Source organism: Sphingomonas citricola, assembly GCF_019429535.1.
Taxonomy (GTDB): domain Bacteria; phylum Pseudomonadota; class Alphaproteobacteria; order Sphingomonadales; family Sphingomonadaceae; genus Sphingomonas; species Sphingomonas citricola.
Genome location: NZ_JAHXZM010000001.1, coordinates 135,321 through 153,063 on the forward strand (window position 1 = coordinate 135,321; position 17,743 = coordinate 153,063).

Consider the following 17,743-nt stretch of genomic DNA (forward strand, 5'->3'; position numbering starts at 1 on the left):
TCCTTCGTCGCATTGAACGCCGAACGGCCGCGCAGGGTCCATCGCCCGCGCTTCTTGCCAGCGCGCGGCGACCGGCTATCTATGACGGGGCCCCGGCGGAGATTTACATGAACGATTTCAACGAACAGGAACGTGCGCGTCTGGCAAGCCTGTTCCGGCTGAACGTCGTCGACCAACCGCCCAATGCCCTGCTCAACGAGCTGGCAGAGGTAGCGGCTCTCGCGCTCGATTGTCCGATCGCGATCATCAGCCTGGTGGGCAAGGACCAGATCTGGCTCAAGGCCTCGCCCGGGATCACCGGCATCGACCGGCTCGCGCGCGACGAGGGGCTGTGCGGGTCGGCGGTGATGCAGGACGATCCCTGGGTGGTCGAGAATGCGGCGATCGACGTCCGCACGCTCACCAATCCGCTCGTCGCGGGTGATTTCGGGCTGCGCTTCTACGCCGGCGTGCCGCTCAAGGGGTCGGACGGCCACAATCTCGGCATGCTCGCCGCGATCGATGCCGCCCCCCGGACAGTTAGCGAGCGCGAACTGTTGATCCTGACCAAGCTGGCGGAGGTGGTCGTTCAGCTGATCGAGCGCCGGCTGGAGGAGCGGCTGCTCGCGCCGATCACATCGGACGCGTGACCTGCTCGAGTGTCGCCGCGGCCTTGCGCGTCAACAGCGCGCCGCGCGCGACCGGGCCGTCGGGGGTTCCGATCAGCAGCGCCTCGATGCTGACCAGCCCCTCGTCGACGAGCGCGCCGATCGCCTGGACGTAAAGGCGGTCGTCTTCCCCGGTGACTAAGCCCAGCATCGCGGGCGAGAGATCGGTCGGCTGCGGCCAGTTGATGTGCAGCACCCGCAGCACCGCGCCCGTGATCGCCGCCTGTTGCAGCGTGTCCTGGAGCGGGGCGCCGGTCATAATCCACTATCTACATAGTGGAAATGTCACGGCGCGAAAGAGGCGTCGTTTCCGCTGTGTCAAGATTCCGTAGCGTCAACCGGTCCCGAAGCGGCCGGACGTGCGCGCGGGTCGACCAGGCGCCCGTCGGGTGCGGCGAGGTAATTGACCTGCATCGGATAGGCGATGACCAGACCCTCCTCGTTGCAGCGTCGCAGGATTGCGATGCCGGTGCGGTGGCGGCCGTTATAGGCTTCGGTGAAATCGGCCGACGGGCTGTCGAACTGCACGTCGAAATCGAGGCTCGACGCGCCGAATTGGAAGAAACCGCAACGAACGTACGTCATTCCTGACGCTTCGATCACTTCCTTCATCATCTCGGGAAAGCGGTCGAGCTTGTCGGGCGGGGTTTCGTACGCGAGCCCGATCGTGAATTTCGACCGCCGCCGCTCGCGCACCGTGTTGTTCTGGATTTCTTTGTCGAGCAGATTCTTGTTGCTGATGACGCGCAGCTCGCCGTCGATGCCGCGGATACGCGTCGACTTGAGCCCGATCTCCTCGACGTTACCCGAGGTGCTGTCGTAGGTGACTGCGTCGCCGCGGCGGAACGGGCGGTCGAAGATGATCGCGAGCGCGGCGAACAGGTCGGCGAAGATCCCCTGCGCCGCCAGGCCGATCGCGATGCCGCCGACGCCCAGCCCCGCGACCAGCCCGGTCACGTTGACGCCGAGATTGTCGAGCACGACGACGAAAGCGATCGCGAAGACGCCGAAGCTGACCAGCAGGCGGATCAGCCCCATCGCGCTGCCCAGCGCCTCGCCCCCGATATGCTCGCCACGCGTCCGGTGCTCGATCGCGCCCAGAATGATCTCACGCGCCCACACCGCGACCTGGAACACCGCAGCGACGGTGAACAGGAAGGTGACGGTCGACGCGACGTCGGCGGGCGCCCCTGCGTAACCGACGACCAGCTTGGCCGACAGCATGACGATGAAGAAGCCGTGCGTCCGCTCCACCGCGCGGCCGAACACCGCCGACCAGCCAGTGCCCGTGCGGCTGCGCGCGACGATGCGGGGGCCGAGCCCGCGCAGCCAGAACAGCGCCGCGGCGACCGCGATCCCTGCGCCGATCCCGATCAGGATCTGCAACCAGTGCGTGTGGAGCCACGACAGGCTCGAATTGATCAAGCTCTCGGCCTGATCCTGGACGCGCGCGGTGTCGATCGTCGGCTTGCGGGCGGCGGCGGCGGCAGCAGCGGTGTTGTTGGTGGTCATGCGTCTTTCGATGTTCGCCCGAGAAAACCTCAGGCCGCCTCGGCGGCCTCGTGCTCGGTGCTCAGGAATGCGATCAGCCCGCGCTCGGCACGGCTGAGATACGCGGTGGCGCGCGGCAGCTTGAGCTGGCTGCGGAACGCCGCTTGCGCCGCCCTGCTCTTGCCGAGCTCGATCAGGTCGGGGTGGACGTAGGATTTGCGCGCGATCGACGGCGTATTGCCAAGCCGTTCGACCACGGGTTCCAGCATCGTCTTCAACGTGATCGGTGCGTCGGCCTCGGCCAGCGTCTCGAACGCGACCACGCTCGCGCCCCAGGTGCGGAAATGCTTGGCGCTGAAATCCTCGCCCATTGCTTCCTTGATGTACGCGTTGACGTCGGACGAGGTGATCGGGCGCGGCTCGCCGTCGGCGTCGACGTACTGGAACAGCTTCTGCCCCGGCAGGTCCTGGCACCGTTTGACGAATTGCGCGAGGCTGCGGTCGGTGATCGTCAGCACCCGCTCCTTGCCGGATTTGGCGCGGTACTTGAGCTTCAACGTCTTGCCCGCGATCCGCGCGTGGCGATCGCGCAGCGTCGTCAGCCCGAAACTCTTGTTGGTGCGGGCATAAGTCTCGTTGCCGATCCGCAGGTTATGCGTGTCGAGCAGCTTCACCACCGCGGCCAGCGTGCGGTCCTTATCGTGGCGGCGGTGCGCCAGATCCTCCGCCATCCGCCGCCGCAGCTTGGGCAGTGCCAGCCCGAAGCTGACGCATTTCGAATATTTCGCCGCTTCCTGCGCGGCGCGGAATTCGGTGTGGTAGCGATATTGCTTGCGACCCTTCTCGTCCCAGCCGACCGCCTGGACGTGACCGAACGGGTCGAGGCAGAACCATGCGTCGGTATAGGCGGGGGGCAGGCCGATCGCGTTCAGCCGGTCGATCTCGTCGCGGTCGGTAACGCGCTCGCCCGTGGGCGTCCAATAGCTCCATTTGCCACCGCGCGTTTTCCTGCGCGTGATGCCGGGCTCGCTGTCGTCACAATAGTTGATCGTCGCCGTCACGCTGGCGCTCGCCTCCTCATACCATTCGCTAATGCGTGCGTCGGGGCTTCGTTCCCGGAACGAGCACGTGGGGGCGGGGGTTGAAGCAGACCCTTTCCGACGGAGTTTCCGACATGGCCGATCTTTCATCCCTGCGCGTGCTGATGCTCGCGACCGACGGTTTCGAGGAAGCCGAGCTGTTCGAACCACGTCAGGCGCTGCTCGACGCGGGCGTCGCGGTGACCCTCGCCTCGATCAGGACCGACCCGATCCAGGGCGTCGTCAACGACAGCGAGAAGGGCAAGACGATAACCCCCGACACGACGCTGGACGAGGTCGACACCGAGGAGTTCGACGCGCTGGTGCTGCCGGGCGGGGTGGGCAACCCCGACAAGATGCGCCTGCAGGAGCGCGCGCTCGAGATCGTCGAGGAGTTCATGGACGACGACAAGATCGTCGCGGCGATTTGCCACGCGCCGTGGCTGCTGGTCGAGGCCGACGTGGTCGACGGACGTCAGGTGACGAGCTGGCCCTCGGTCCGCACCGACCTCGAGAATGCGGGCGCGGACGTCGTCGACGAACAGGTCGTGGTCGACGAGAATCTGATCACCAGCCGCAAGCCCGATGACATCCCCGCGTTCAACAAGGCGATCATCGACGCGCTGACGCGAGTCGCTGCGGGCGAGGACGCCTGAACCGCGGCGCCCTGGCCGGGCGGCGGCACTGCCGTCATTCGGCCGGGGCGAGCGTCCGGCGGGGCCCCGCACGGTTCAGCACGCGCTGCGCGGGCCGCTCGACATAGCGGTAGAGGAACGCCGAGGCGGCGAGCACCAGCAATAGGTAACTCGCCACAAGCATCGGGCCGACCGGCCCGGGCACGCGGACGAAGACGAGCTGGAACAGCTTCCACAAGATGTAGTGCGACAGATAGGTCGCGTAGCTGATCTCCCCCAGATAATGCACCCAGCGCCACTCGAGCGGATTGCGGCGCCGGCCCGCGGTCAACGCGGCGACGAGCAGCAACGCAGCGAACCCCGCGGGGACGACCAGCGGCTCGGGTGCGCCGCCGCCCCACGCGACGAGCAGCGCGGCCGCGGCGGCGACGGGCACAATCACCGGTGGACGGCGCAGGTAGAGCGCGGCGACCGATGTGCCCGCCGCGAACTCGCACAGGCAGCGCACCACGCCGAAGCGCGGGATATCGTGGCCGAGCGACGCGACGCCGGCCATCGCGGCATACAGGATGCCGAGCGCCAGCACGATCAGCGCGACCAACGTGCCGCTGGCGCGCGCGCGCCAGTCGACCGCGGCGGCGAGCAGTGGAAACAGCAGGTAGGCGGCTAGCTCGCAACTGATCGACCACGCCGGGTAATTCCACCGCAGCGGATCGGCGAGGCCCCAGTTCTGCATCAGCAACAGATGCGCGGGCAGGTCCTGCAATCGGAATGCGGCGTCGCTGCGCCCGGTCAGCGCGTAGAGCAGTGCCAGCGTCATCGCGACGCCCAGCATCGCGAGATGGAGCGGCCAGACGCGCGCGACGCGTTTCTGCCAAAAGCGCATGGCCGTTGCCACGCCGCCGCCGCCATGCAGCCGCTCGCCCCAGCTCAGCCAGATGACGACCCCCGACAGCAGGAAAAAGAAGTCGACCGCGAGATACCCCTTCGCCAGCACGCGCTCGGCGGCGGGGGGCAGTCCCGCGATCGCGCCGCGTAGATGGTAGAGCACGACCAGCCACGCGGCGAGCCCGCGCACCCCGGTCAGCGCCCGCAACTCGCTCATACGCACGCCTCGTTCACGCGGGCTCCGCCTGCGCGCGCGACCGGCGCACGATGCCGGGCGCGGTCTCCTCGGCACGACGGCGCGCGAGATAGGTGTCGAGCCCGATCTGCGCGCCGATCAGCATGTACACGAACGACTGGAACGCGACCGCGATGAACGCGGCGCCGAACAGATAGACGACGTGCGCGCTCTGCAACCCGGCGGCGAGCGACCCCGCCCAGGCGAAATCGCCTTTCTTGTAGCGGCGGCGCAACACCTCCATCCGCACCAGCCCAATCAGGTTGATCAGCAGCCACAACCCCAGCCCGACATAGCCCTGCTCGCCCAGCATCTCGAAATAGGCGCTGTGATAGCCGCGCGACTTGTCGGTCACCGTGCTCGTGCGTACCGACCCGTCGGGCATCGTCTTGACGATGTCATACCGGATGCGGTTGCCGCGATACGCCTCGAACCCGCCGCCGAAGGGGTGCGTCTTCGCGTAGTCGATTGTCCATTTCCACACCGCGACGCGCGTCGAGGCCGATTCGTCGGCGTCGTGGTTCTGGATCGTGCTCATCCGGTTGCTGAACGACGCGGGCAGGAACGGCACCGCGACGACCCCCGCGGCGGCGATCAGCGACAGGTACATCACCTTGCGCTTCACGTTGCGCAGCGACAGCAGCGCGACGAGCACGATGCAGATCAGCCCCGTCCGCGTCGAGGTGCCGACCGGGATCAGCAGGCAGGCGAAGATCAGCGCGAGACAGAACAGCCGCACACGGTTGTCGGGCGGAAAGATCGTGCCGTACCGCATGAACCAAGCGATCAGCGGGATGATCGCGATCGCGACGGTCGAGATCGTGCTGCCCTCGTACAGCCCCGAATTGTTGTCGACCATCAGGTTCAACTGGCCGTAGCCGCCGCCGCCCGCCAGCGTCTTGATCCCGCCGACGATGATGATCGACGCTGCCGACAAAATCATGAACAGCAGCAGCGCCTCCATCCTCAACCGCGTGCGCAGCGTGAGCGGCAGGAACGCGGCGAAGAACAGGGTGCGCGACACCCACTCCCATTTCTCCTGCGCTTCGACCGGGAAATCCGCTGCGAGCTTCGTCGCGAAACAGTACAGCATCAGCACGAGGATCAGCGCCTGGCGCGGCGCGAACCGGCTGTCCTTCTTGTCGTCGGTCAGCGCCCAGCCGCCCAGCATCAGCACCGCTGCGATCAACGAGATCGGCACGCTGTTGAGCAGGTAATAGGTCAACCGCTGCGGCGAGATGATGTCGATATAGACATAGGCGAGCACGAACAGGAACGGGCGGCGAAAGCCCGTCCCCCACAGGGCCAGCAGAAAGGCGATGAACGCGAGATCACGCACGGCGGCGGCGGCGCTCCACGGCGTCCTGCGGTTTCGCTTCGCGATCGAGATCGGGCCGACGCAGCAGCAGCACCGCGGCCAGCATCATCAACCCGTGCGCGATCAGGAGCGCGAAATTGTCGATCATCGCCGCGGAATCCTCATGCCGGCGGCCATACGCGCGGCGCGGTTGACGCGGCGTTAAACCTGACTGGGGCAGGAGGGGGTATCATGCGGATCCTCCATGTCCTCGACCACGGCCTGCCGCTGCAGAGCGGCTACACCTTTCGCACGCGCGCGATCCTCACCGCGCAGATGGCGCGCGGGTGGCAGGTCGCGGCGGTCACCGGCGCGCGGCAGGGGGCGACGGCGCTGGCGGAGGAAACCGTCGACGGGATCGACTTCTTTCGCACCATGCCGCCGGGCAAACTGCCCGCGCCGCTTGGCGAATTGCGCGAGATCGCGGCACTCGCCGCCCGCCTCGATGAGGTGGCGGAGCGCTTCCGTCCCGACGTGCTCCACGCGCATTCGCCGGTGCTGGGCGGGCTCGCTGCGCTGCGCGTTGCGCGTCGTCGGGGCTTGCCGCTGCTCTACGAAATCCGCGCCTTCTGGGAGGATGCAGCGGTTGGCAACGGGACGGGGCGAGAGGGGAGCGCGCGCTACCGCGCGACGCGTGCGCTCGAGACGTGGCTGTGCCGCCGGGCCGACGCGGTCGCGGTGATCTGCGACGGGCTGCGCGGCGACCTGATCGTGCGGGGCATCGCACCTGCGAAGATCATCGTGTCGCCCAACGGCGTCGACCTGACGCTGTTCGGCACCCCGCCCGCGCGCGACGCAGCACTCGCCGCGGAATTGGGGCTCGGCGACGAGGTGATCGGCTTCATCGGCAGCTTCTACGACTACGAAGGTCTGGACGACCTGATCGCCGCGATGCCCGCGCTGGTGGCGGCGCGACCCGGCGCGCAATTGCTGCTGGTCGGCGGCGGGCCGATGGAGCCGGCACTGCGCGCGCAGGCCGCGGCCTCGCCGGTCGCGCCGCAGATCCGCTTCGTCGGGCGCGTGCCGCACGCCAAGGTCGAACGTTACTACGGCCTCGTCGACGTGCTCGCCTATCCGCGCAAGCGGATGCGGTTGACCGACCTCGTCACGCCGTTGAAGCCGCTGGAGGCGATGGCGCAGGAACGGATCGTCGCCGCGTCCGACATCGGTGGCCACCGCGAACTGATCCGCGACGGCGACACCGGCACGCTGTTCGCCCCCGACGATCCCGCCGCGATTGCCGCGGCGCTCGCGGGGCTGCTCGCCGATCGATCCGAATGGCCCGCCCGGCGGCGGCGCGCGCGCGCCTTTGTCGTGGCCGAGCGTAACTGGTCGTCAAATATTGCGCGCTACGACCCCGTTTACCACGAACTCGCGAACGCGCGGCAGGACCAAGCATGGCAAGCACATTCCCCCTTGAACGCGTGAGGCATTATGTCGCGCCCGCGATCGCGCTGCTGATCGGGCTCGGCGTCGCGGTCGGCATCGCCACGGTGCCGAGCGACGTGCTGAACGCCGCGGTCGACCGCGCCGGGTTCGCGAGCGTGCTGCCCGCTGCCGCATCACCGATCGGCACCACCGGGCGCACGATCCTGGCGCTGGTCGCAGGCGCATTGATCGCCGCGTGCGGGTTTGCGCCGCAGGGCAAGGCGTGGCTGGTTGCGCGGCTCGATGCCTTCGCGCGCGCGCCGCGCACGATCGTCGATGGCGACGAGGAGCCCGCACCCGTCGTGCGCCGCGCCGACGCGCATCCCGACGCGCCGCCACGCCGCCCGATCCGCGCCGCGAGCGACCTGGGCGATCCGCTGCCGATTTTCGGCGAGGAGGACCAGCGCTCCGCCCCGCTGCCCCCGCCCGCGGAGCAGCCGCTCCCCGCCGACCTCGACCGCCCGCTCGCCGATTTCGACCCCGCCGCGGTGCCGCTGCGCCCGATGGCGCCGGCAGAGCCGCTCCCGCCGCTCGTCCGCCGCGCCGATCCGCCCGCGCCGGGGCCCGAGTCGTTCGCTCACCAGGAGGAACCGGCCGCGTGGGCGAAGCAGGTCGCCGAGCCGCAGGCCGACGCGACTGGCTGGGGCGACGAGGCCGAATGGACCGAATGGGTCGAGGACGATCGCCGCAACGCATCGCCGCCGCCAGCCGTCGCGTCGGCACCGGTCGAGGTAGGCGCGATGCAACCGGCTCGGCGCGACGACGACGCGGTCGCTTCGCCACCGCCAGCGCCGGCGGCACCGCGCCTTGTGGTACCCGACACCCAAATGCCGCCCGAGCCCGCGGATACGGTCGAGGACGACTCGATCGCGGGGCTGCTCGCACGACTGGAACGCGGTGCCGCGCAGCGGCGGATCGTCGTGGCATCGGGCGCAGCCGCGTCGCAGATGCCCCCCGCCGCGACCCAGATGCAACCAGCCTCGCCACCGTCCGGCGACGCAGACCCCGCCGCGCCGCCCGCGCCGGTGTCACTCGACGACACGCTCCAGCGCCTGCGCCGCCTCGCCGCGGGTTGATCAGGCGAGCGCCACCGTCACGCCTTCCAGTCGGAAATGCGCGGCGTCGCCCGCACTCTCGCGCGCGCTGACGCGGAGTTCGGCAACGACGTGACCGGGCACGGCGACGTCGTCGTCGCGCAACGTGGCGAGCCACGCGTCGAGCGCGTCGCCGCGCGCGCCGCATGCCTCCACCACGTGACGCGCGCCGGTGAAGGTCGCGGAGCGCCACTCGCGCGCGGCGTGTGACGCGATCGTGATCGGCGCACCCGCACGCCGCGCCGACGCGCACAAGGCGCGCTCCAGCCGCTCGGCCGCGCGCATCAGCGCTGCTCCATCATCGCGGTGACGCGCGCGCAGATGCTCGGTCCGGGTACGCGGCCGCGACGCAGGTCGTGGACCAGACGGGGGTCGCGCACCGCCAGCCGTCCGAACTTCGTCTCAGGCATGCCGGTGTGGCGCAGGTATCGGTCGATGTCGGTCAGCAAGGTCATGGCACTCCCCCAGGGTCGCTACTCACAGGTCAAAAAATCACGGATCACGAATCGTCGCTCATGATCCTGTGTTCATGATCTGTTCCGCATTTTCCTACTTGTCTAGGAAATTTCCTGCGACTAGCGATCGGCATGGCCGAAACACCCCGCGATGCGCTCGATCGCCTGTCGCTGGCGCGCGGGACGAGTCTGTCGGCGCTGTCGCGGATGCTGGGGCGCAACGTCGCCTATCTTCAGCAATACGTCCGGCGCGGGACGCCGCGCGTGCTGCCCGAGCGTGAACGCCGCCTGCTCGCCGCCTTCTTCGACGTCGACGAAACGGTGTTGGGCGCGCCCGTGCCCGACGCGCCGGCACTGGTGCGCGTCCCGTATCTGGCGCTGGCGGCATCGGCGGGGCCGGGTGCCGCGCCCACCGACGAGCGCGTCCTACGCTACGAGACGTTCGCGCCCGAGACGTTGCGTGCCGCGGGCATCGCGGCAGTCGACGCGTCGATCATCGACGTGCGCGGTGACTCAATGGCGCCGGGCATCCGCGACGGTGACCGCGTGCTGGTCGATCGCGGCGCGCGCACCATCCCGGCGGGGGGCGACCTGTTCGTGCTCCGCGTCGACGATCTGCTCGCGCTCAAGCGCGCGCGGCGGCGCGGCGCGGCGATCGTGATCGCGAGCGACAATCCCGACTATCCGACGATCGAGCGTCCCGCGCGCGAGGTGGCGGTGATTGGGCGGGCGCGGTTGCTGCTACGCGACCTGTAATGCGGCGAGGTGGCCTCGCGCGACCTCCTCAGCGGCGGCGATCGACCAGCCAGACCGCGAGCGCGATCGCGCCGCCTAATGCGAGCCCGCCGAGGAACCCGAGCGACGGCTGGCGCAGTGCGATGCCCAGCACCGTTCCACCGAGCGCCCCCGCGGCGATGAAGAAGCCGCCCGCGGCGGAGGGTCTGTTCCTCTGGCTCATGCCGCGCGCTGTGCCACGTCGCCCCCTCCGATGCCAGCCACTCCAGCCGATGCCAGTCACTCCGTCGGCGTCGCGGCGGCGGGCTCGGGTGCGACCAACCGTGGTCGTGCCGCGCCGCCGCACGCGATTTGCATCTGTTGCCGCGCCGCGGTGCGGGCTAAGTCGCTGAGGATGGGTCCGCGTGTGGCGCGCCGCCGCGTGCTGCTGTGCGCCGCGGGGGGAATCGTTGGTCTGGCATCCGCCGCGGACGCGCAGCAAACGCGCGCGCGCCCGGCGCCTGAACCACTGGCCGCGGTGGCGCCCCTCCCGACGGCCGCGTCGACCCGCCCGGCTGACGCGGCGCCGCAGCAGGGCGACCCGCTGGAACTCGATCCCGCCGCGCCGCTCGCCGCCATGCCCGACATCGGGGTCGACTGGCCCGATCTGTCGGCCGCCCCCGCCGCGGCGAACGCGACCGCGCGGCGCGCCGACGTCAACGCGCTGACGCGGTACGATTATCGGGTCGAGGGGATCGACGGCGTCGCCTCGGCGCTGCTGCGCCAGCGGTTCGAGGAATTGTCGACGCTCGCCGCCAACCACGGCAAGGAGGCGAATGCCGCGCAGCTCGACCGCCGCGCGCGCGAGGACGCCAACCTGCTCGTCACGCTGCTGAAGGGCGAGGGCTATTACGACGCTGCAGTGACCACCGCGGTCGCGAGCGAAGCGAAGCGACCGGTGATCGTCCTCCAGGCGACGCCCGGCCCGTTGTACCGCTTCGCCGGGGTGACACTGAACGGCATCGCGGGGGCGGGCAACAAGGCGGCGGCGCTGGAACAGGCGTTTCCCGTCACCGGCAACGATCCCGTCAACGCCGACAGAATCGCGGCCGCTCAGACGCGGCTGCGCACCGCGGTCGGCGAACAGGGTTTTCCCTTCGCCAAGGTCGGCGAGCCCGAGATCGTGGTCGACCATGCGACGCGCACCGCGACGCTCGCCGTGGACCTATCGACCGGCACCGCCCGGCGCTTCGGACAGATCACCGCCAATCCGAACAACCGCGTGTTCGATGCCGCGCACGTCCAAGAGATCGCGCGGTTCGCGCCGGGCGATCCTTACACCACGTCGGGCATCGACGACCTGCGCCGCGCGCTGATCCAGACCGGGCTCGTCTCCACCGCGCAGGTGACGCCCAGACCGGGCGCGACGCCCGACACGGTCGACCTCGACGTGCGGCTGGAGCCCGCGCCACCGCGCACCGTCGCGGCCGAACTCGGCTACGGCACCGGCGAGGGCGCGCGGTCCGAGGTGAGCTGGACGCACCGCAACCTGTTCCCGCCCGAGGGCGCGCTGACGCTGCGCGGCGTGCTCGGCACGCGCGAGCAGCTCGGCTCGGTCGTGTTCCGGCGCAACAATTTCCGGGAGCGCGATCAAGTGCTGACCGCGCAATTCGCCGCCGCACACACGCAGCGCGATGCGTACGACGCCAACACGCTGACGCTCAGCGGCTCGCTCGAGCGGCAGACCAACATCTTTTTCCAGAAGACCTGGACCTGGTCGCTGGGCGCCGAGCTGGTCGCGACCGACGAGCGCGACGTGATCGCCTCGACGGGCGCGCCACGCCGCCGTACCTTCTTCATCGGCGCGCTGCCGACGAGTCTGGGCTACGACGGGTCGGACGACCTGCTCAACCCGTCGCGCGGGTTCCGCTTGTCTGGCCGCTTCAGTCCCGAGGTAAGTCTGCAGGGCAGCGCGTTCGGCTATGCACGTACGCAGATCGATGCGAGCGGCTACCTGCCCGCGACACGCGCGGTGACGCTCGCGGGGCGGGTGCGCATGGGGACGATCCTGGGCGCGCCGCGCGATCAGATCGCACCGTCGCGGCGCTTCTACGCCGGCGGCGGCGCGTCGGTGCGCGGCTATGGGTTCCAGGCAATCGGTCCGAGGGACGTCAACAACGACCCGATCGGTGGGCGCAGCCTTGCCGAATTCTCGATCGAGGCGCGGGTCAAGGCGTTCGGCAATTTCGGCGTCGTGCCGTTCTTCGACGGTGGCAACATCTATACCAGCGGCGTGCCCGATTTCAGCGGGCTGCAGTACGGCGCCGGGCTGGGCGTGCGTTACTATTCCAACTTCGGGCCGATACGGCTCGACATCGGCACCCCGCTCAATCCGCAACCGGGCGACAGCCGGATCGCGGTCTACGTGTCGCTGGGGCAGGCGTTTTGACGCGCGTACTGCGCTGGTTCTCGGTCGCGGTGGCGGCGCTCGCCGCGCTGGTCGCGATCATCGCAATGGTGCTGGACAGCGACATCGGCCACCGCTTCGTCGCCGATCGCGTCAACGCGCTCGCCCCCGCCAACGGATTGCGGTTCCACCTTGGGCGGATCGACGGTTCGCTGTACGGCGAGGCGACGCTGGTCGACTTCCGGCTGAGCGATCCCGACGGGCTCGTGCTCGCGGTGCCACGCGCACGGCTCGACTGGAACCCGTTCGCCTACGTCTCGAACCGGCTCGATATCGCCGCGCTCGATATCCCGACCGCGATGCTCGCCAAGCTGCCGCGCACGCTCGACGCCGTCAAACAGGGCCCGATCCTGCCCGATTTCGACATCGCGATCGGACGTTTGCGGGTCGCGCGGCTGGTCGTCGCGCCGCGCGTGACGGGCAAGCTACGCGAGGGTCGGGTCGAGGGTCGCGCCGATATCCGCTCGGGCCACGCGTCGGTCGATCTCGCCGCGCTGGTGCAGGGAAGCGACCGTATCACCGCGCGGATCGACGCGGTCCCCGACGCCGGACGCTTCGACCTCGACGTCCGCGCGCGTGGGGCAGCGAACGGCGTGCTCGCGCAATGGAGCGGGTTGCATCGCGCGGTGACGCTCGATGTCGGGGGCGTCGGCGACTGGCAGCGCTGGCGCGGCACCGCGCGCGCGCAGGCGGGCGGCGCGCGCGTGCTCGACCTCGCGCTCGGCAACGACGCGGGGCGCTACACGCTGACCGGCAGCATCACGCCTGGCGGCATCACGCGCGGCAAGCTCCAGTCGCTCACCGCCCCGCGCGTCGCGGTGAACGGCAGCGCGCATCTTTCCAATCGGCGGCTCGAAGGCGCGCTGTCGCTGCGTTCCGCCGCGCTCGCCGCCGAGGCAACCGGGGTCGTCGATCTCGCGCGCAGTGGGTTCGACAATCTCCGCCTGCGTGCGCGGCTGCTCCGGCCCGAGGCGCTGTTCCGCAACATGCGCGCGCAGGACATGGAGCTGCGCGCGATCCTGACCGGGCCGTTCCGCGCCTTCGCGTTCGATTACCGCATCACCGCGCCGCGATTCTCGTTCGACAAGACCGGGTTCGAACGGGCGCGCGCCGCGGGGCGCGGACGCTGGTCGAAGGCGCCGGTCGCGCTGCCGGTCCGTTTCACCGCCGCGCGCGTGACCGGGGTCGGAAACGTCGCGGGCGGCATCCTGCGCAACCTCGTCGTCGACGGCACGCTGCGCGTCACCGCGAAGCTGGTGACCGGCGACGATCTGCGCGTGCGGTCGGACAAATTGACCGGGCGGATCAACCTGCAGCTCGAGCTGTCGAATGGGCGCTTCGACATCGGCGTCAACGGCGCGCTCGGCCGCTTCCTGATCCCCGGGCTCGGCGTGGTCGACGTGCAATCGCGGCTGAGCGTCGTGCCGGGGCCGGGGGGGCACGGCACCCGCGTCGTCGGGCGCGGCAGCGCGCAGATGGTCAGGCTCGACAACGCCTTCTTCCGCAGCCTCGCGGGCGGGTTGCCGCACGTCGAAACGCAACTTGAGCGTACCGCCGACGGGGTGCTCCACTTCAGCAACATCGTCCTCACCGCGCCGCAGATCAGGCTGGCAGGCAACGGATATCGCCGCCGCGACGGCACTTTTCACTTCGAGGGCGCGGGGCGGCAGGCGAGCTACGGCGCGCTGACATTGGTGCTCGATGGACAGATCGAGCACCCGACGATCGATCTCGTGTTCCAGCGCCCCAACGCGGCGCTCGGTTTGACGAACGTGCGCGCGCACTTCGATCCGACGTCGACCGGCTTCGCCTTCACCGCCGCGGGCGGCTCGCGGCTGGGGCCGTTCTCTGCTGAGGGCCAGATCCTGCTGCCCAAGGGCGGCACCGCGCGCGTCGTGATCGCGCGGCTCAATGTCAGCGGCACGCGCGCGGCAGGCGCGCTCGACATCGTACCGGACGGATTCCTCGGGCGGTTGACGGTCGCGGGCGGCGGGCTGTCGGGTACGCTCGACTTCGCGCCGCGGGGAACGATCCAGCGGATTGCGGGCGCACTCGACGCGCGCGCCGCGCGGCTGGGGACGGTCGCGGTCAGGCAGGGGCATGTCGATTTCACCACGTTGCTCGACCCCGCGGGCGCGCGGGTCGAGGCGACGGCGACCGGCAGCGGGCTGCGCCGCGGCTCGCTCAGCGTCGCGCGCTTCGCCGGCACCGCGCGGCTGAACGGCGAGACGGGCGAGGTCCGCGCCTCGATCGCGGGGTCGCGCGGCGCCGGCTTCCAGATCCAGACGGTGACGCAGATCACCGCCGACGGTTACACGGTGCAGGCGCAGGGCAAGGTCGGCAATCAGCCAATCCGGCTCGACACCCCCGCGCGGCTTCGTCGCGACGGCGACGACTGGCTGCTCGCCCCGACTGCCTTGTCGTTCGCGGGCGGCAAGGCGCAGGTGTCGGGGCGGTTCGGCGCGGTCGACACCGCCGTCGACCTCAGCGTCGATGCGATGCCCTTGTCGGTGCTCGACATCGGCTATGCCGGCCTCGGGCTCGGCGGCAACGCCTCGGGCACGCTCCATTATGCGGCACGCGGGGACGAGGCGCCGACGGGGCGCGTCAACATGACCGTCCGCGGGCTGACGCGGTCTGGGCTGCTGCAATCCTCGACCCCGATCGACCTGGGGATCGCGGGTGTGCTGACCGCCGACAAGGCGGGGGTGCGCGCGGTGATGGCGTCGAACGGGCGCACGATCGGGCGTGCGCAGGCGCTGCTGCGTCCGCTCGGGCAGGGCGACGTGGTCGAGCGGCTGCTTGGCGCGGGGCTGTTCGCGCAATTGCGCTACAGCGGTCCCGCGGACACGTTGTGGCGGCTGACGCGGGTCGAGCTGTTCGATCTCGCCGGCCCGGTCGCGATCGCCGCCGACGTGTCGGGCAGCGTGCGCGCGCCGCAGATCAGGGGGCAGGTGCGCGCAACCGGCGCGCGGATCAGCAGCGCGACGACGGGAACCGCACTCACCAACGTACAGGCGGCGGGGCGGTTCGCGGGCTCGCAGTTGCAGATCCAGACCTTCACCGCCGATGCCGGGCGGGGCGGCAGCGTGACGGGCACCGGGCGGTTCGATTTCGCGGGTGCGAAGGGCGTCGCGCTCGACCTCAGAATGCAGGCGAACCGCGCGGTGCTGATCGATCGCGACGACATCGGCGCGACCGTAACGGGGCCGCTCACCTTCACCTCCGACGGCGCGGGCGGGCGGATCGCGGGCGACGTGCGGCTCGACGCCAGCCGTTATCGTCTGGGTCAGGCGACGGTCGCGAGCGCGCTGCCGCACCTCAATATCCGCGAGATCAACCTGCCCGGCGGGGGCGAGGCGGACGACGATGCGGGGCCAGCACCCTGGACGCTTGCCGTACATGCGCGCGCGAAGGGTGGTCTGATTGTCAGCGGGCTGGGCCTGTCGTCCGAATGGTCGACCGACGTGAACATCGCGGGCACCCCCGACAATCCCGCGATCACCGGCCGCGCCGACCTGGTCCGCGGCGACTACGAATTCGCGGGCCGCGAGTTCGAGCTCGAGCGCGGCGTCCTCCGCTTCGGCGGCGAAGTACCCGCCAACCCCGCGCTCGATATCGAGGCGAACGCCGATTCGACCGGCCTGCGCGCCAGCATCCGCGTCACCGGCGTCGCGCAGAAACCGGAGATCACGTTCAGCAGCGTCCCCGCGCTGCCACAGGACGAATTGCTGTCGCGGTTGCTCTTCGGTACCTCGATCACCAACCTGTCCGCGCCGGAGGCGTTGCAGCTCGCCGCGGCGGTGGCGGCGCTGCAGGACGGCGGCAACGGCCTGAACCCGATCAATGCGGTGCGCCGCGCGGCGGGTCTCGACCGCTTGCGCATCCTGCCCGCCGATCCGCAGACCGGGCAGGGCACCTCGATCGCGGCGGGCAAGTACGTGACGCGGCGCGTTTATGCCGAGATCATCACCGACGGTCAGGGTTATTCGGCGACGCGCGTCGAATATCAGGTCACGCGCTGGCTATCGCTGCTGTCGTCGATCTCGACGCTCGGGCGGCAGAGCGGCAACGTCCGCGTGTCAAAGGATTATTGAGGCGCGAACGCTCCCCTCCCGGTCGGGGAGGGAAGCCTGTCACTCACAACCCGTCGATCATCTCCGACAGGACTTCCAGGCACGATACGCCCAGCCGTTTCGACCGCTCGGGGCTCCAGCCGAACTCAGCGTCGGGGTTGGGGTCGTGGTCCTTGAACGGCATCTCCAGCGTCACCGACACCGCGCCGAACCGCTCGGCGAGCTGGTTGGTCGACATCGACAGATTGGCCTTGCCCGCGGGCGACTTGTCGTAACCGAGCTCGGTCTGGAAATCGGGCGTGTGCGCGGCGAGGCGCCGACCAAAATCGTAGAATTTGTCGCCGTGCGCGTCGGTCCACGACGGGATGCCTTCGAACCCCGCGATGAAATTCGCCGCGATCGCCTCGTCACCGTGAACGTCCATCGCGAAGGTGACACCGGTCCGGTCCATCTCGGCGAGCACGCACAACACCTCGGGACTGCGCTCGGCGCTGGGTGCGTGCCATTCGCGGTTGAGGTTCACGCCCGCGGCATTGGTGCGCAGGTGTCCGCGCCGCGTCCCGTCAGGGTTCATGTTGGGCACAACGTGGACCGTCGCTTTCGACAGCAGCGGCTGCGCCGCCTCGCTCGTCAGCCAGTCGAGCGCGCCTTCCATCCACCATTCGGTCATCGACTCGCCCGGGTGCTGGCGGCCGTAGAGCCACACCTGCTTCTCACCCGTCCCGACGCGGAAATAATCGATCGCCTGCCCGTCGAGCGTCTGGCCGAGCTCGCGGTGGGTGACACCGGGCCGCGCGGCGATGCGTGCCACCAAATGCGCGTGCATCTCCATCGTATAGGGCGCGAAATAGGCGAACCAGGCCAGATCGCCGCCGGCATCACCGTCCCAGTCGAACTCCAGCACGCCGTCGACGTAGCGCGTGTCGATCATCCGCCACTCGATCAGGTCGGTCGACGCCCGCGTCTTGTACCCCGGCCAGCCGAACGGATAGGCCGACAGCCCGGCGTTCAGGATGCGGAAGGTGGTGCGACCCTCGAGTCCGGCGGCGCGGAAGTAGAACCATTGGAAGAAGTCGGACTGGTGATCGCGCACGATCTCCAGGTCGACGCGGGTATCGTGGACGGCGACAACGCGGATGTTGCCGCCGTCAAAGGCTGCATTGATCGATAAGGTCAT

General features: G+C 69.7%; 17 protein-coding genes. 7 read left to right on the plus strand and 10 right to left on the minus strand.

All coding sequences use genetic code 11. The features are described from left to right. Positions 1-107 precede the first annotated feature (107 nt). Positions 108-629, plus strand: a complete 522-nt coding sequence (locus tag KZ810_RS00660; RefSeq protein ID WP_219767092.1) for a GAF domain-containing protein — start codon at positions 108-110, stop codon at positions 627-629. On the opposite strand, the gene KZ810_RS00665 is transcribed toward KZ810_RS00660, so the two are convergent. From KZ810_RS00665 to KZ810_RS00675, 3 genes are read right to left on the minus strand one after another with little or no spacing between them, the layout of a single operon-like run. Next, on the minus strand, positions 613-906 hold the full coding sequence (locus tag KZ810_RS00665; RefSeq protein ID WP_219767093.1) for a hypothetical protein: 294 nt from the start codon (positions 904-906) through the stop codon (positions 613-615). The genes KZ810_RS00660 and KZ810_RS00665 overlap by 17 nt on opposite strands. Positions 907-965: 59 nt before the next feature. Beyond that, entirely contained in the window at positions 966-2,159 is a 1,194-nt protein-coding gene (locus KZ810_RS00670) for a mechanosensitive ion channel family protein (protein ID WP_219767094.1), read from the minus strand. 29 nt (positions 2,160-2,188) lie between these two features. Then, positions 2,189-3,199, minus strand: a complete 1,011-nt coding sequence (locus tag KZ810_RS00675) for a DNA topoisomerase IB (protein ID WP_308461453.1) — start codon at positions 3,197-3,199, stop codon at positions 2,189-2,191. Between the two features lie 113 nt (positions 3,200-3,312). Here KZ810_RS00675 and KZ810_RS00680 point away from each other — a divergent pair, with 113 nt between their 5' ends. Beyond that, the gene (locus KZ810_RS00680) at positions 3,313-3,873 is read left to right on the plus strand and encodes a type 1 glutamine amidotransferase domain-containing protein (protein ID WP_219767096.1); all 561 of its coding nucleotides are present in this window, start codon (positions 3,313-3,315) and stop codon (positions 3,871-3,873) included. Positions 3,874-3,907: 34 nt separating this feature from the next. On the opposite strand, the gene KZ810_RS00685 is transcribed toward KZ810_RS00680, so the two are convergent. The 3 genes from KZ810_RS00685 to KZ810_RS17120 are packed head-to-tail and all read right to left on the minus strand — an operon-like array spanning position 3,908 to position 6,441. Next, positions 3,908-4,957, minus strand: coding sequence for an acyltransferase family protein (locus tag KZ810_RS00685; RefSeq protein WP_219767097.1), 1,050 nt, complete (start codon positions 4,955-4,957; stop codon positions 3,908-3,910). 13 nt (positions 4,958-4,970) lie between these two features. After that, positions 4,971-6,314 carry a putative O-glycosylation ligase, exosortase A system-associated gene (locus tag KZ810_RS00690; RefSeq protein WP_219767098.1) on the minus strand — a complete coding sequence of 448 codons (1,344 nt, stop codon included), beginning with the start codon at positions 6,312-6,314 and terminating at the stop codon, positions 4,971-4,973. Beyond that, the gene (locus tag KZ810_RS17120) at positions 6,307-6,441 is read right to left on the minus strand and encodes a hypothetical protein (RefSeq protein WP_258044249.1); all 135 of its coding nucleotides are present in this window, start codon (positions 6,439-6,441) and stop codon (positions 6,307-6,309) included. The genes KZ810_RS00690 and KZ810_RS17120 overlap by 8 nt, the downstream gene beginning before the upstream one ends. Before the next feature lie 83 nt (positions 6,442-6,524). Between KZ810_RS17120 and KZ810_RS00695 the strand changes: the two genes are divergently transcribed. Both KZ810_RS00695 and KZ810_RS00700 read left to right on the plus strand, forming a co-directional pair. After that, a complete protein-coding gene (locus KZ810_RS00695; protein WP_219767099.1) occupies positions 6,525-7,760 on the plus strand; it encodes a TIGR04063 family PEP-CTERM/XrtA system glycosyltransferase in 1,236 nt (411 codons plus the stop codon). Further along, entirely contained in the window at positions 7,730-8,836 is a 1,107-nt protein-coding gene (locus KZ810_RS00700) for a hypothetical protein (RefSeq protein ID WP_219767100.1), read from the plus strand. The genes KZ810_RS00695 and KZ810_RS00700 overlap by 31 nt, the downstream gene beginning before the upstream one ends. On the opposite strand, the gene KZ810_RS00705 is transcribed toward KZ810_RS00700, so the two are convergent. After that, the gene (locus tag KZ810_RS00705) at positions 8,837-9,139 is read right to left on the minus strand and encodes a hypothetical protein (RefSeq protein ID WP_219767101.1); all 303 of its coding nucleotides are present in this window, start codon (positions 9,137-9,139) and stop codon (positions 8,837-8,839) included. Then, positions 9,139-9,309 carry a hypothetical protein gene (locus KZ810_RS00710; protein WP_219767102.1) on the minus strand — a complete coding sequence of 57 codons (171 nt, stop codon included), beginning with the start codon at positions 9,307-9,309 and terminating at the stop codon, positions 9,139-9,141. Before KZ810_RS00710 ends, KZ810_RS00705 begins: the two co-directional genes overlap by 1 nt. 132 nt (positions 9,310-9,441) lie before the next feature. Between KZ810_RS00710 and KZ810_RS00715 the strand changes: the two genes are divergently transcribed. Beyond that, positions 9,442-10,065 (plus strand): S24 family peptidase, encoded by a 624-nt coding sequence (locus tag KZ810_RS00715; protein ID WP_219767103.1) that lies wholly within the window; start codon positions 9,442-9,444, stop codon positions 10,063-10,065. A gap of 28 nt (positions 10,066-10,093) precedes the next feature. On the opposite strand, the gene KZ810_RS00720 is transcribed toward KZ810_RS00715, so the two are convergent. After that, positions 10,094-10,267, minus strand: coding sequence for a hypothetical protein (locus KZ810_RS00720; protein WP_219767104.1), 174 nt, complete (start codon positions 10,265-10,267; stop codon positions 10,094-10,096). A 171-nt stretch (positions 10,268-10,438) separates the two neighbouring features. Between KZ810_RS00720 and KZ810_RS00725 the strand changes: the two genes are divergently transcribed. Both KZ810_RS00725 and KZ810_RS00730 read left to right on the plus strand, forming a co-directional pair. Further along, positions 10,439-12,472, plus strand: coding sequence for an autotransporter assembly complex protein TamA (locus KZ810_RS00725; RefSeq protein ID WP_258044250.1), 2,034 nt, complete (start codon positions 10,439-10,441; stop codon positions 12,470-12,472). Positions 12,473-12,537: 65 nt separating this feature from the next. Beyond that, a complete protein-coding gene (locus KZ810_RS00730) occupies positions 12,538-16,587 on the plus strand; it encodes a translocation/assembly module TamB domain-containing protein (protein WP_219767678.1) in 4,050 nt (1,349 codons plus the stop codon). Positions 16,588-16,630: 43 nt separating this feature from the next. On the opposite strand, the gene KZ810_RS00735 is transcribed toward KZ810_RS00730, so the two are convergent. Further along, on the minus strand, positions 16,631-17,743 hold the full coding sequence (locus KZ810_RS00735; RefSeq protein ID WP_219767105.1) for a M14 family metallopeptidase: 1,113 nt from the start codon (positions 17,741-17,743) through the stop codon (positions 16,631-16,633).

Coding starts and splice junctions, on each gene's coding strand:
- KZ810_RS00680 (WP_219767096.1), top strand. CDS start 3,313: ATGGCCGATCTTTCATCCCTGCGCGTGCTGATGCTCGCGACCGACGGT.
- KZ810_RS00670 (WP_219767094.1), bottom strand. CDS start 2,159: ATGACCACCAACAACACCGCTGCTGCCGCCGCCGCCGCCCGCAAGCCG.
- KZ810_RS17120 (WP_258044249.1), bottom strand. CDS start 6,441: ATGATCGACAATTTCGCGCTCCTGATCGCGCACGGGTTGATGATGCTG.
- KZ810_RS00710 (WP_219767102.1), bottom strand. CDS start 9,309: ATGACCTTGCTGACCGACATCGACCGATACCTGCGCCACACCGGCATG.
- KZ810_RS00660 (WP_219767092.1), top strand. CDS start 108: ATGAACGATTTCAACGAACAGGAACGTGCGCGTCTGGCAAGCCTGTTC.
- KZ810_RS00715 (WP_219767103.1), top strand. CDS start 9,442: ATGGCCGAAACACCCCGCGATGCGCTCGATCGCCTGTCGCTGGCGCGC.
- KZ810_RS00665 (WP_219767093.1), bottom strand. CDS start 906: ATGACCGGCGCCCCGCTCCAGGACACGCTGCAACAGGCGGCGATCACG.
- KZ810_RS00685 (WP_219767097.1), bottom strand. CDS start 4,957: ATGAGCGAGTTGCGGGCGCTGACCGGGGTGCGCGGGCTCGCCGCGTGG.
- KZ810_RS00720 (WP_219767104.1), bottom strand. CDS start 10,267: ATGAGCCAGAGGAACAGACCCTCCGCCGCGGGCGGCTTCTTCATCGCC.
- KZ810_RS00730 (WP_219767678.1), top strand. CDS start 12,538: ATGGTGCTGGACAGCGACATCGGCCACCGCTTCGTCGCCGATCGCGTC.
- KZ810_RS00705 (WP_219767101.1), bottom strand. CDS start 9,139: ATGCGCGCGGCCGAGCGGCTGGAGCGCGCCTTGTGCGCGTCGGCGCGG.
- KZ810_RS00700 (WP_219767100.1), top strand. CDS start 7,730: ATGGCAAGCACATTCCCCCTTGAACGCGTGAGGCATTATGTCGCGCCC.
- KZ810_RS00695 (WP_219767099.1), top strand. CDS start 6,525: ATGCGGATCCTCCATGTCCTCGACCACGGCCTGCCGCTGCAGAGCGGC.
- KZ810_RS00735 (WP_219767105.1), bottom strand. CDS start 17,743: ATGACCTTATCGATCAATGCAGCCTTTGACGGCGGCAACATCCGCGTT.
- KZ810_RS00725 (WP_258044250.1), top strand. CDS start 10,439: ATGGGTCCGCGTGTGGCGCGCCGCCGCGTGCTGCTGTGCGCCGCGGGG.